Annotated in this window: 12 protein-coding genes; 8 read left to right on the forward strand and 4 right to left on the reverse strand. The window is 71.7% G+C overall.

The window, feature by feature from the left end:
* The first annotated feature begins 67 nt into the window (after positions 1-67).
* From IEZ31_RS18310 to IEZ31_RS18325, 4 genes are all read left to right on the forward strand, one after another.
* Positions 68-697: a PadR family transcriptional regulator gene (locus IEZ31_RS18310; protein WP_229835392.1), complete on the forward strand. Its 630-nt coding sequence runs from the start codon at positions 68-70 to the stop codon at positions 695-697.
* A gap of 79 nt (positions 698-776) precedes the next feature.
* On the forward strand, positions 777-1730 hold the full coding sequence (locus IEZ31_RS18315; RefSeq protein ID WP_190251098.1) for an ATP-binding cassette domain-containing protein: 954 nt from the start codon (positions 777-779) through the stop codon (positions 1728-1730).
* A 1-nt stretch (position 1731) separates the two neighbouring features.
* Positions 1732-2487 carry an ABC transporter permease gene (locus IEZ31_RS18320; protein WP_190251099.1) on the forward strand — a complete coding sequence of 252 codons (756 nt, stop codon included), beginning with the start codon at positions 1732-1734 and terminating at the stop codon, positions 2485-2487.
* A 69-nt stretch (positions 2488-2556) separates the two neighbouring features.
* Entirely contained in the window at positions 2557-3789 is a 1233-nt protein-coding gene (locus tag IEZ31_RS18325; RefSeq protein WP_190251100.1) for an MFS transporter, read from the forward strand.
* On the opposite strand, the gene IEZ31_RS18330 is transcribed toward IEZ31_RS18325, so the two are convergent.
* Entirely contained in the window at positions 3704-4363 is a 660-nt protein-coding gene (locus IEZ31_RS18330) for an O-methyltransferase (protein WP_190251101.1), read from the reverse strand. The genes IEZ31_RS18325 and IEZ31_RS18330 overlap by 86 nt on opposite strands.
* A 10-nt stretch (positions 4364-4373) precedes the next feature.
* On the reverse strand, positions 4374-4991 hold the full coding sequence (locus IEZ31_RS18335) for a Maf family protein (protein ID WP_190251102.1): 618 nt from the start codon (positions 4989-4991) through the stop codon (positions 4374-4376).
* A gap of 30 nt (positions 4992-5021) precedes the next feature.
* Here IEZ31_RS18335 and mscL point away from each other — a divergent pair, with 30 nt between their 5' ends.
* Entirely contained in the window at positions 5022-5687 is a 666-nt protein-coding gene (mscL, locus tag IEZ31_RS58870) for a large conductance mechanosensitive channel protein MscL (protein ID WP_190251103.1), read from the forward strand.
* Here mscL and IEZ31_RS58875 read toward each other — a convergent pair.
* Positions 5596-5958: an acyl-CoA carboxylase subunit epsilon gene (locus IEZ31_RS58875; RefSeq protein ID WP_308429406.1), complete on the reverse strand. Its 363-nt coding sequence runs from the start codon at positions 5956-5958 to the stop codon at positions 5596-5598. The two genes, mscL and IEZ31_RS58875, sit on opposite strands and share 92 nt — an antisense overlap.
* A 23-nt stretch (positions 5959-5981) precedes the next feature.
* Here IEZ31_RS58875 and IEZ31_RS18350 point away from each other — a divergent pair, with 23 nt between their 5' ends.
* Complete coding sequence (locus IEZ31_RS18350) at positions 5982-8057, forward strand: prealbumin-like fold domain-containing protein (RefSeq protein ID WP_190251104.1); 2076 nt, start codon at positions 5982-5984, stop codon at positions 8055-8057.
* 56 nt (positions 8058-8113) lie between these two features.
* On the forward strand, positions 8114-9892 hold the full coding sequence (locus IEZ31_RS18355) for a serine/threonine-protein kinase (protein ID WP_190251105.1): 1779 nt from the start codon (positions 8114-8116) through the stop codon (positions 9890-9892).
* Between the two features lie 6 nt (positions 9893-9898).
* On the opposite strand, the gene IEZ31_RS18360 is transcribed toward IEZ31_RS18355, so the two are convergent.
* The gene (locus IEZ31_RS18360) at positions 9899-11473 is read right to left on the reverse strand and encodes an acyl-CoA carboxylase subunit beta (protein ID WP_190251106.1); all 1575 of its coding nucleotides are present in this window, start codon (positions 11471-11473) and stop codon (positions 9899-9901) included.
* Between the two features lie 29 nt (positions 11474-11502).
* On the opposite strand from IEZ31_RS18360, the gene IEZ31_RS18365 reads away from it, so the two are divergent.
* Complete coding sequence (locus tag IEZ31_RS18365; RefSeq protein WP_190251107.1) at positions 11503-12342, forward strand: biotin--[acetyl-CoA-carboxylase] ligase; 840 nt, start codon at positions 11503-11505, stop codon at positions 12340-12342.
* The last annotated feature ends 56 nt before the right edge of the window (positions 12343-12398 follow it).

The following is a 12398-nucleotide window of genomic DNA, read 5'->3' on the forward strand; positions in this document are numbered from 1 at the left end:
CGACACTCACCGTTGCCAAGAAAATCACTCCAAGCCGTTAGTCAAGTTTTCCTATTACGCTTGTGTCGTGTCTACTACGCGTTTGATGATCATGGGGCTGATCTCGTACCTCCAGCCCGTCCACGGCTACGACATCCGCAAGGAGCTGACCAGCTGGAACGTGGAGAGCTGGGCCAATGTCCAGCCCGGGTCGATCTATCACGCGCTGCGCAAGATGACCGAGGAGGGCCTCCTGGAGGAGGTCGACACCGAGCGGGTGGACAACCGGCCGGCCCGCACGCGGTACCGGATGACCAAGGATGGTGACGCGGAGTACCAGTCACTGCTGCGCAAGTACTGGTGGGAGTACCAGGAGCCGGTCGACCCCTTCCTGGCCGCGTTCGCGTTCCTGCCCTCCCTGCCGCGGGCCGAGGCGGCCGGCGCCCTGCGGGCCCGGGCCCGGCTCCTGGAGGGGTGGGTCGCGGCGTACCGCGATGCCGGCGACGACTGGGCCGCCAGCAAGCCGGCGCACGTCTCCTGGCAGCTCGAGCTGACGACGCTGCGCTGCGAGGTCGAGGCCCGCTGGTGCCACGACGTCGCCGGCCGCATCGAGGCCGGTGAGGGCGACCACTTCAGCGAGCGCCCGGACGCCTCGCCCGAGGAGTGGCGCAAGGCCATCCGGGAGCAGTTCGGCGAGCCCGTCGATGAGGACGAGTAATACGCGATATATTCAAACTTGACCGCGCCAGCTATATCGCGTTACGGTCTTCCTGCTGAGACGAGGACAGGGGACCGTCATGATCGAAACGAAGGGCCTGCGGAAGTCGTTCCGTTCCCGAGCCGGCCGCGAGACGAAGGTGGTCGAGGCAGTTCGCGGGGTGGACCTCTCCGTCAAGGAGGGGGAGATCTTCGGATTCCTCGGGCCCAACGGCGCCGGCAAGACCACCACGCTGCGCATGCTGGCGACGCTCATCGAGCCCGACGGCGGCGAGGCCAGCATCGCCGGCGCCGACCTGCTGAAGGAGCCGGGCGAGGTGCGCCGGCGGATCGGCTACGTCGCCCAGGGTGGCAGCACGTGGGACGAGAGCACCGCCCGCGAGGAGCTGGTGCTGCAGGCCCGCTTCTACGGCATCGGCAAGGCCGAGGCCCAGCGGCGCGCGGAGCGGGCGCTGCACGCGTTCCAGCTGAGCGAGTATGCCGACCGCCGCACCAAGACCTATTCGGGCGGCCAGCGCCGCCGGGTCGACATCGCGCTCGGCATCATCCACGAGCCGAAGATCGTCTTTCTCGACGAGCCGACCACCGGGCTCGACCCGCAGAGCCGCGCCCACATGTGGGACGAGGTCCGCCGCCTCCGCGAGGAGGGCATGACGGTCTTCATCACCACGCACTACCTCGACGAGGCCGACGCGCTCTGCGACCGCATCGCGATCATGGACAACGGCGAGATCGTCACCGAGGGCACCGTCGACGCGCTCAAGCGCGAGGTGGCCGGCGACGTCGTGACCGTCGGGGTCAACGGGTCCGTGAGCTTCGCCGCCGACCTGCTGCAGAACCAGGACTACGTGCGCAGCCTCGAGCAGAAGAACGGGGAGCTGCGCCTCTACGTCGACGAGGGCTCCGTCGCCATCCCGCACATCCTGCGCCTGCTCGACCACGCGGGCGTCACGCTCGGCTCGATGGAGCTGCACCGGCCCAGCCTCGACGACGTGTTCCTGATCAAGACCGGCCGTTCCCTGAGGGAGTCCTGACGTGAAGTTCCTTCGCGACACCTGGCTGGTGTTCCAGCGCCAGATGCAGCTGATGCTCCGCAACCCGGTCTGGCTGATCGTCGGGGTCATCCAGCCGCTGTTCTACCTGCTGCTGTTCGCGCCGCTGCTCAAGCCCGCGCTGGGCGTGCAGACCAACGCCGAGGCCTACAAGCTGTTCGTCCCCGGCCTGCTGGTCCTGCTCGCGATGTTCGGCTCCCTGTTCACCGGCTTCGGCCTCATCGCCGAGCTGCGGGCCGGGGTCATCGAGCGCAGCCGGGTCACCCCGGTCAGCCGGCTCGCGCTGCTGGTCGGCCGGTCCCTGCGCGACGTCGTCTCGCTGCTGTTCCAGGCCCTGCTCATCGTGCTCATCGCGGTGGCGTTCGGGCTGAAGGTGGCGGTGCTCGACGTGATCGCGGCGTTCGCGCTCATGGCGGTCGTCTCGCTGATGCTGTCCGCGTTCTCCTACGCGATCTCGCTCAAGCTGCGCAGCGAGGACGCGCTGGCCCCGCTGCTCAACACGATCTCGCAGCCGCTGCTGCTCACGGCCGGCATCCTGCTGCCGCTGACGTTCGCGCCGAAGTGGCTCAAGACGGTCGCCGACTGGAACCCGTTCGCGTGGGCCGTCGACGGCGTGCGGGCGCTCTTCGCCGGCGACCCGGGCGCCAACTCGGTGTGGCAGGCCGCGGTCGTCATCGGCGGCCTGACCATCATCACGGTGGTCTGGGCGTCCCGGGCGTTCGCCAAGGGCATCCGCTAGCTGTACCGGTAATGGCCGTCACTCTCACGGCCCCTTCCACCACGGGAGGGGCCGTGACACCGTCAGTCAGTGCCTCGTCTCGTCCGTGACCGCATCACCTGGGTGATCTACCTCCAGCTGGCCCTCTGGTGCTATTTCCTCTACGGCTTCGGCCCGGTGGCCCCGCTGCTGCGCGACGAGCTGCACATCTCCAGCACCCTCGCCGGCCTGCACGGCACCGGCTTCGCCGTCGGCGGCATCGTCGGCGGCGCGGTGATCCCGGCCCTGACCCGCCGCCTCGGCCGGCACCGGCTGGTCTGGACCGGCCTAGGCCTGGTCAGCGCGGCCGCGGTCGGCATGTTCACCGCCCACCACCTCGCGCTGACCCTGACCTTCGCCACGCTCGGCTCCTTCGGCGGGTCCCTGGCGGTCAACGGGATCAACTCCGCGCTCACCGAGCACCACGGCCCCTCGGCTCCGGCCGCGATCAGCGAGGCGAACGCGGCCGCGGCCGGCGTCGGCCTGATCGCGCCGCTGATCGTCGGCCTCACGTTCGGCGCCGGGCTGGGCTGGCGGACCGGCCTGGTGCTCATGGTCGGCCCGGTGGTCCTGCTCGCGTTCCTCGCCCGGATCCGGATTCCGGAGCCGATCGCGGCCCAGGCGAACGCGCACGGCCCGGACCGGCCGCTCCCGCGCACGTACTGGCTCGCCTTCGCCAGCCTCTTCGCCACCGGCTCGATCGAGGTCTGCCTCACGCTCTGGGGCAGCGACGTGCTGCGCGACCACGCCAACGTCTCGCCGGGCGTGGCGACCGCGGCGGTCTCGACGCTCATCGCCGGCATGGTGGCCGGCCGCCTGATCGGCGGCCGGCTGCTGCTCGTGTTCCGCCCGACCCGCATGCTGCTCGTCGCGCTCGGGGTGAGCCTGGCCGGGTTCGCGATCTTCTGGAGCGCGACCGTGCCGTGGCTGGCGATGGGCGGGCTGTTCGCCTGCGGGCTGGGCGTCGGGCTGCACTACCCGCTCGGCATCGGCCTCGCGCTCGCGCACTCCGACGGCCAGCCCGACCTCGCGGCGGCCCGGGCCTCGTTCGCGGTCGGCATCTCGTTCGCCGTGGCCCCGTTCGCCCTCGGTGCGCTGGCCGACGCGGTCGGCCCGCACTCCGCGTTCCTGCTGGTGCCGGTGTTCGTCGCGGTGGCCGCGGCTGCGATCGCCCGGCTCGACTACGTGACCCGGCCGCCTAGCGGCGGCGGGCGATCGTCAGACCGTCGGCGATCGGCAGCAGCACCGACTCCACCCGCTCGTCGTCCAGCACTCGGCGGTTGAACTCCTGCATCGCGCGCGTCCCCGGGTCGGCCGGCTCGGCGTCGATGATGTGCCCGTGCCGCAGCACGTTGTCGACCAGGATCAGGCCGCCCGGCACCATCCGCGGTACCAGCGCCTCCCAGTAGCCCAGGTAGCCCGTCTTGTCGGCGTCGATGAACGCCAGGTCGAGGTGTGGCTCGGCCGGCAGCGTCGCCAGGGTCTCGGCCGCCGGGCCCAGGCGCAGCTCGACGCGGTCGGTGAGGCCGGCGCGCTGCCAGTAGCGCCGGGCGATGCTCGTGAACTCGTCGGAGACGTCGAAGCAGATCAGCCGGCCGCCGTCGGCCAGCCCGCGTGCGATGGCGATCGACGACAGGCCGGTGAAGGTGCCGATCTCGACCGCCCGCCGTACCCCCGCGATCCGGGTCAGCAGGGTGAGGAAGGCCGCCTGCTCGGGCGCCACCTGCATCCCGGCGTCGAGCGGCAGGACGCGCTCCGTCTCGTCGATGAGGTCGCGCACGAGCTCGTCCGGCTCGCTGCCGTTGGCCACGACGTACTGCTGGAGCTCCACCGTCAGCGGAAGCGTCTGCTTGGTCATAGGTCCATGCCTACCAGAGCGAGGTGACGGGCACCCCGAGTGAGGCGAGCAGGTTTCGCAGCGTGGGCAGCGAGAGCCCGACGACGTTGGTGTGATCGCCCTCGATACCCCTCACGAACAGCCCGCCCAGGCCGTCGATCGTGAACGCCCCGGCCACCTGCAGCGGCTCGCCCGACGCCACGTAGGCGGCGATCTCGTCGTCCGACGGCTCGGCGAAGTGGACCGTGGTGGCGACCGTGGCCGTCGCCTCCTTGCCGGTGGCGGTGTCGATGAGGCAGTGCCCGGTGTACAGCACCCCCGACCGCCCCCGCATCGCCTTCCAGCGGCGGGTGGCGTCGTCCGCGTCGACCGGCTTGCCGAGGATCTCGCCGTCGAACGCGAGCACCGAGTCGCAGCCGAGCACGAGCGCGCCGTCGCCTGCCGACGGCCCGCCGGCGTGCCCGGCCGACAGCGTCGCCGCCACCGCCCGCGCCTTCAGCCCGGCGAGCGTGCCGGCGAGGGTGGCCGCGTCGCCCGCCTCCACCGCCGACTCGTCGACGCCGCTGACGATGACCTGCGGCGACAGGCCGGCGGAGGTGAGCAGGCGGCGGCGGGCCGGGCTGGCCGAGGCGAGAATGAAGGTCTTCACGGGTAGAACGCTAGCCTTACCATCGCGGCCATGCGGAAGCTGTGGGCGGAGTTCAAGGCGATCGCGATCGGCGGCTCGGTCCTGGACCTGGCGCTCGGTTTCATCATCGGGTCGGCCTTCGCCACGCTCATCCAGTCGTTCGTCACGAACCTGTTCCTGCAGCTCGTCGCCGCCGTGGTGGGCGAGCCCGACTTCCAGAAGCTGCAGGTGAACGTGCACCATACGCCGCTCAAGTACGGCGTGTTCCTCAACGACCTGCTGCAGTTCGTCCTGCTCGCGGTCGCACTGTTCGTGATCATCAAGTTCATGACCTGGATCGGCGTCGAGCGTGGACGGTCGCTGGACACGCGTCCCTGCCCGTTCTGCTACGACCGCGTCCCGAGCGGCGCGCTGATGTGCCGCTCCTGCGGGCAGCAGCTGGTCGCCGAGCTGCCGTCGCTGGCCGAGGCCGAGCGCCTGCTGGCCGACCGTGAGGCCCGCCGCTGGCCGACGCTGCCCCCGATCGCGATCCCGCGCCGCCGGACCGCGGGCGGCGAGGACGCCGGGGCGGGAGCGGGCCCGGACCTCGGAAGCGCCGGCGGAGCAGCCGGCGCGGGCCGGGTGGCTAGCGCCAGCGAGGGCGGGCACCCGGCCGGGCGCTCTCGCGCCACCGGGACCGGGCCGGACGAGCCGGCGGAGCGGCCGGAGTCAGGCTGAACAGAGCGCCCACGATCGCCGCGACCTCCTCGGCGGTCGGCGTGCCGCGAACGACCTTGAACAGCGGTTCCTCCGACACGTGATCCTCCCGGACAAGTTCACGAAACGTTGTCGTCCTGCGAGCATACGCACACCTGAGCGGCGCATACTCGGATGGAACGGGAGTCGATGGCGATTTTGGGGGGCGCATTGACAAACGTCCGGATTCGCGCCACGTCGGCGGCGTTGGCGGCCGTGCTGCTCGCAGTACTGCTGCCGAAAACGCCGTCATATGCGCGTGAAGGCGAGTCACCCGTGTCGATCTCCGCGTCGCTGCACTACCTCGTCACGTTCGTCGCGCGGGGCTGCGACAACTACGCATCCGTGATGGGCAACCGGGTCCGCGACGACCACGTGGAGGCGGCGGCGCTGCCCGGCCGCGCCAACGCCTACCGTGACGGCCAGGCGGTCGACCCCTCCGTCGAGGCCGTCAACGGCGGCGGGTGCGTGCCCCTCAACGGCTGGCAGTTCTCGCTCGGCAGCGGCCACGAGAAGAAGGGCGCCTATTCCGCGGTCACCGGGGCGCCCGCCGGATCCGGCGCCACCGCGGCCGGGGTGCCGCTGCTCGACCCCATGGGCCAGAAGACCGACAAGACCGTCGACGGGGCGGTGACCCTGCAGCTCAGCGACGAGCAGGCCAAGGCGGCCGCGCGCCACCAGCTGTGGGTGCAGGGCGGCACGCCGGGCGACCCGCTGCTCGCCGGTTCGGTGCCCGGCTACGGGTTCGGTGCCCTGCGCTGCGCGGCCGACGGGCACGGCGGCGGCAACGTCCAGTGGATCGGCTTCCCGGCCGGCACCCGGCACGTCTTCTGCTACGGGTACTACGTCAAGGGCGCCCAGCCGACCGCCGGCCTCGTGGTGCGGGCCCGCACGACCCAGCCCCCGGGCTATCCGCAGCGCTTCGCGTTCGACGCGAGTCCCAGCTACAACGCCGACAAGCGGATCACGGTCGACGCCGTGTCCGACGCCACGTTCGTGCGCAGCGCGGGCGGCGCGCCGAACACGATCGTGTCGCGCACCCCGGCCGACTGGACGCTGGCCGACGTCTCGTGCACGAAGAGCGGCGCCGGGCGCAGCCTGACCACGACCGACCTGCCGACCGGCACCGCCACCGTCACGCTCAGCGCGGGCGAGACGGTGATCTGCACGTTCACCTACGCGCCGCCCACCGCGCCGCCCGGGCTGACCCTGCGGGTGTTCAGCGACAACGCCGGCGGCCAGTTCGGCCTGTCGGTCGGCGGCGACGGCGGACCGCGGTCGCTCACCGCGAACCCGGCGGGCGACGGCTCCGCGGCCGTGGCGACCGGTGCCGACCTGAGCGCCCTGCCGCCGGGGGCGTACCCGGTGACCGTCACCGCTCCGGCCGGCGACGCGTCGTCGTGGAGCCTGACCGGCACCGCGTGCGGCCAGACCGAGCTCAAGCCGGAGGGCATGACGGTGACCGTGATGGTCGCCGCGGGCGCCCCGACCGACTGCACGCTGCGCGTCGGCCGGAAGGTCGGCGGCCTGGAACTGCGCGGGGTGACGATCGGCGGCACCGGCGCGGCCTCGTTCGCGGTGACGCCGCTCGATCAGGGCGTGCCGGGCTGGTCGGGCGTGGCCACCACGACCGGCCTGGGCGTCGCCGCCATCGCGCAGGGTGACGTGCCGCAGGCCCTGCCGTTCGGCGACTACCTGGTGACCCCGATCCCGCCCGTCTCCACAGTGGACGGCCGGTGGAAGCTCAGCTCCTTCGCGTGCGATCCGGGCAGGTCCCAGGAGACGCCCAACGTGGGTGCGGACGTGGTACCGCTGACGCCCGCCGAGTCCGCCGCGAAGTGCACGGCGACGTACCTGTTCGAGTCCGCCCAGCGGCTGCAGGTGACCGTCCGCTTCGCCGGCAACGTCGACGGCCGCGACGGCGCCGTGGTCCTCGACCTCAGCTGCGAGGACGGCTCGACCGGCCGCGCGGTGCTCGGCGGCGACGACAACAGCGAGGCGTCGCTGCCCGAGCCGCTCGGCTTCCTCGCCCCGACGAGGTGCACGATCGCCAGACCGGAGACACCGGTGGCCAAGGACGCCGCGGTGTCGGTGAGCGCCTCGCTCGACCCGGCGCCGGGCAACGCGCCGCTGTCCATCCCGGCGACCCTCGACGTCGGCGGCGACGTCGAGCTGTACACGGTCGTGGTCACCGTCACGTTCACGGCGACCGGCGAGGTGCCCACCCAGCAGAAGGTCCTGGACACCTTCCGGGTCCTGCCGGTGGCCCTGATCGGCGCCGGGCTGGTCGGTATCGGCCTCCTCATCCTATTGATCATGGTGTTGCGATCGAGGTCGTACCGGGAAGAGTGATCGAGGGCGGAGCCGGGCTGTCTCTGAGGTGCCACCGTTGGGTAACTTGCTAGGTGATGACCCAGTCCAAAGCCCTGATCGCCGAGCGGTATCGACTGATCGAGTCGCTCGGTGCGGGCGGCATGGGCCGGGTCTGGCTGGCCCGCGACGAGATGCTCCGCCGCGACGTCGCGATCAAGGAGGTCATCCCGCCCGAGGTGCTGACCGCCGAGGAGCGTGACGAGCTGCGCCTGCGCACGCTGCGGGAGGCTCGGGCCGCGGCGCGGCTCAACGACCCCAACGTCGTGCGGATCTACGACGTGATCCAGACCGAGCAGGCGCCCTGGATCGTCATGGAATATGTGCCGTCGCGGTCCCTGCACCAGGTGATCACCGACGAGGGGCCGCTGCCGCCGGAGCGGGTCGCGCAGATCGGGCTCGCGGTGCTCAGCGCGCTGCGCGCCGCCCACGCCGCCGGGGTGCTGCACCGCGACGTCAAGCCGGGCAACGTGCTGCTGGCCGACACCGGGCGGGTCGTGCTGACCGACTTCGGGCTGGCCGTGTTCGAGGGCGGCGACGGCGCCGTGACGCGGCCGGGGCTGATTCTGGGCTCCCCGCAGTACATCTCGCCCGAACGTGCCCGCGAGGGCACCTCCGGGCCGGAGTCGGACATGTGGTCGCTCGGCGCCACGCTCTACGCGGCCGTCGAGGGGCGCTCGCCCTACGCGCGCTCGACGACGTACGCGACGCTGACCGCGCTCGCGACCGAGGAGCCGGACCCGGCCACCCGGGCCGGCGTGATGAAGCCGGTGCTCAACGCCCTGCTGCGCAAGGACCCGCGGGCGCGCGCCGGCGTGGCCGAGACGGAGCGGCTGCTGCAGCGCGCCGCCGCGGGGGAGGGGCGCGGCTTCTCCTGGTCGCTGCCGGCGCTGCCCCGGCCCCGGCGGTCCCGCGAGGGGCACTCCGGTTCGTCGGGCATCCGCACCTCGCGCAGCGCCGGGTCGGTCGCGCCGGTCAGCGTGCCGCCGGGCGGCGCGTCGGAGAACTCCCCGGGGCCGTTCGAGGCGCGCATCGAGTTCCTCGGCCGCGCCCGGGGCAGCGCGGTCGTCGACCCGCCCCGGCCGCTCGACGTCGCGCCGGACGACGACGACGCCACGGTGCCGCCCGGTCAGCGCTGGAAGTGGATCGCGGCCGCGGCCGCCGCGGTCGTCCTCGCCGTCGTGGCGGTCATCGTCCTGTCCGACCGGGACACCACGCCGCCACCCGTGGAGGCTCCCGCGACCGGTCAGGCCGCCCGGCCCACCAGCGCCGCCGCCGGTTCGCCTTCTCCCACCGTTTCTGCGTCGCCGCAGGTGCAGGGGTCGTTCGGCACCGACGTCATGCAGCTGCCGCCGGGGTATCACTACGAGACCGATCCCGCCTGGGGCTGGCGGGTGGCCGTCCCGGACGGCTGGATCAAGAAGCCGCACGAGTCTTCCAAGTCGATGGTGTACTTCCAGAGCAACACCGATCCGCGGATGCGCATGGGCGTCGACACCACGTTCACCCCGCCCCCCGACGCGGTGGCCGACTGGCAGCAGCAGGAGCGGTCCCGCCTCCGCAGCGGCATGTATCCCAACTACGAGCGGATCGGGATCGACCCCGTCACCAACTACCACGGCCTGTGCGCGGACTGGCAGTGGCGGTATGACAGCTCCCAGGGCGGCCGGATGCGCGTGTCCAACCTGGGCTGCCGGGTCCGGCCCGACCTCGGGCACGCCCTCTACTGGGAGGTCCCCGACTCGATGTGGGACAGCGAGCCGGTGACCACGATGTACGGCATCATCCGCGTGTCGTTCCGCCCGAAGCCGGCCTGATCGGCCCTACAGCGGGATGTTGCCGTGCTTCTTCGGCGGCAGCGTCTCCCGCTTCGTGCGCAGCAGGCGCAGCGCCCGCACGATCTCCACGCGCGTCGTCGACGGCGCGATGACCCCGTCGACGTAGCCGCGCTCGGCCGCGACGTACGGGTTGGCCAGCGTGTCCTCGTACTGCTGGATCAGCTCGGCCCGCAGCGCCGTCGGGTCGGCCGCGTCGCGCAGCTCCTGCCGGTAGAGGATGTTGACCGCGCCCTGCGCGCCCATGACCGCGATCTGCGCCGTCGGCCACGCGAAGTTGAGGTCGGCGCCGAGGTGCTTGGAGCCCATGACGTCGTACGCGCCGCCGTACGCCTTGCGCGTGATGACGGTGACCTTCGGTACCGTGGCCTCGGCATATGCGTAGATCAGCTTGGCGCCCCGCCGGATGATCCCGTCCCACTCCTGGCTGGCGCCGGGGAGGAAGCCCGGGACGTCGACGAACGTCAGGATCGGGATGTTGAACGCGTCGCAGGTTCGCACGAACCGCGCCGCCTTCTCCGAGGCGTCGATGTCGAGGCATCCGGCGAAGTGCATCGGCTGGTTGGCGACGACCCCGACCGGGTGGCCCTCCACGCGGCCGAAGCCGACGATGATGTTCTGCGCGAACAGCGGCTGGACCTCCAGGAAGTCCTCGACGACCGCCTCGATGACGCCGTGCATGTCGTACGGCTGGTTCGCCGAGTCGGGGATGATCGAGTCGAGCCTGTCGGCCGGCAGCTCGGGCTCGGCATGTTCGGTGACGGGCGCATCGTCGAGGTTGTTCGACGGCAGGTACGACAGCAGCGCCTTCACGTACTCGATCGCGTCGTCCTCGTCCGAGGCCAGGTAGTGCGCGTTGCCCGACTTCGTGTTGTGCGTCCGGGCGCCGCCGAGCTCCTCGAAGCCGACGTCCTCGCCGGTCACCGTCTTGATCACGTCGGGGCCGGTGATGAACATGTGCGAGGTCTGGTCGACCATCACGGTGAAGTCGGTGACCGCGGGCGAGTACACCGCGCCGCCGGCGCACGGGCCCATGATCAGCGAGATCTGCGGGATCACGCCGGACGCGCGCACGTTGCGGAAGAAGATCTCGCCGTAGAGGCCCAGCGAGACGACGCCCTCCTGGATGCGCGCGCCGCCGGAGTCGTTGATCCCGACGACCGGGCACCCGATCTTCATGGCGAGGTCCATGAGCTTGACGATCTTCTCGCCGAACACCTCGCCGAGGCTGCCGCCGAAGACCGTGAAGTCCTGCGCGAACACGCACACCTGCCGGCCGTCGACGGTCCCGTAGCCGGTGACGACGCCGTCGCCGTACGGCCGCGTCTCCTCCAGCCCGAAGTTGGTCGACCGGTGCCGCGCGAGCTCGTCGAGCTCCACGAACGACCCCTCGTCGAGCAGCAGCTCGATTCGCTCACGCGCGGTCTTCTTGCCCCGCGAGTGCTGCTTCTCGACCGCCCGCGCCGAGCCGGCGTGCACCGCCTCCTCGGTGCGGCGCTCCAGATCGGCGAGCTTTCCGGCCGTGGTGTGGATGTCCGCGTGCTTGATGGTCACGCTGGGCATCGTAATCGCAGCCGAACTAGGGTCGGGCTGTGAACATTTACACCGACCTGGAGCGCCCGCCGCTGCGGCCCCTCGCGCTGCGCCGCGCGCTGGTCGTTCCGGGCGGATTCTGGACCGATCTCCGCGTGGTCGAGGAGACCGGCTCGACGAACGCCGACGTCGCGGCCCTGGCGTCGGAAGGCGCCCCGGAGGGCCTGGTCCTCGTGGCCGAGCGCCAGACGGCCGGCCGCGGCCGCCTGGGGCGCCAGTGGGAGTCGCCCCCGCGGGCCGGCCTCGCGCTGAGCATCCTGCTCCGGCCGCCGGTGCCGCCGTCCCGCCTCGGCTGGCTGCCGCTGCTGGCCGGCGTCGCGCTCGCCGAGTCGGTCCGGCGCGTGGCCCGCCTCGACGCCTACCTGAAATGGCCCAACGACCTGCTGCTCCAGGGCGACCGCAAGACCGCCGGCATCCTCGCCGAGGGCGTCGGTGACGCCGTCGTCATCGGGATCGGCCTCAACACCACGCTCCGTGAGCACGAGCTCCCGCGCCCCCACGCCACGTCGCTCGCGCTGGCGGGCGCCGCGAGCGCCGACCGCGATCCGCTCCTGCGCGCATTGCTGCGATCCTTCCAGGAGGTGTACCGCCAGTGGTGCGACGCCGCCGGCGACCCCTCCGCGTCGGGCCTCCGCGAGGCCTACCTCTTCCACTGCGGCACCATCGGCCGCCGCGTCAACGCGACCCTCCCCGGCGGCACCTCCTTGACGGGCATCGCGACCGGGATCGACGATGATGGAAGATTGCAGGTCACCGACGCTTTGGGCGTGGTTCGTGCGGTGGCCGCGGGCGACGTCGTGCACGTCAGGCCAGATTCAGGGGCAGATAGGGCCGGGTAGCGGAGTGCCCCTCGGTGTCCGGAGGGTCTAGCCTCACGTCCGACATTCATGAACGA

The organism is Dactylosporangium sucinum (genome assembly GCF_014647515.1).
Taxonomy (GTDB): domain Bacteria; phylum Actinomycetota; class Actinomycetes; order Mycobacteriales; family Micromonosporaceae; genus Dactylosporangium; species Dactylosporangium sucinum.

Excerpts from the sequence above, each read along its gene's own strand:
- IEZ31_RS58875 (WP_308429406.1), bottom strand. The coding sequence starts at position 5,958 with ATGACGGCGTTTTCGGCAGCAGTACTGCGAGCAGCACGGCCGCCAACG.
- IEZ31_RS18360 (WP_190251106.1), bottom strand. The coding sequence starts at position 11,473 with ATGCCCAGCGTGACCATCAAGCACGCGGACATCCACACCACGGCCGGA.
- IEZ31_RS18355 (WP_190251105.1), top strand. The coding sequence starts at position 8,114 with ATGACCCAGTCCAAAGCCCTGATCGCCGAGCGGTATCGACTGATCGAG.
- IEZ31_RS18315 (WP_190251098.1), top strand. The coding sequence starts at position 777 with ATGATCGAAACGAAGGGCCTGCGGAAGTCGTTCCGTTCCCGAGCCGGC.
- IEZ31_RS18330 (WP_190251101.1), bottom strand. The coding sequence starts at position 4,363 with ATGACCAAGCAGACGCTTCCGCTGACGGTGGAGCTCCAGCAGTACGTC.
- mscL (WP_190251103.1), top strand. The coding sequence starts at position 5,022 with ATGCGGAAGCTGTGGGCGGAGTTCAAGGCGATCGCGATCGGCGGCTCG.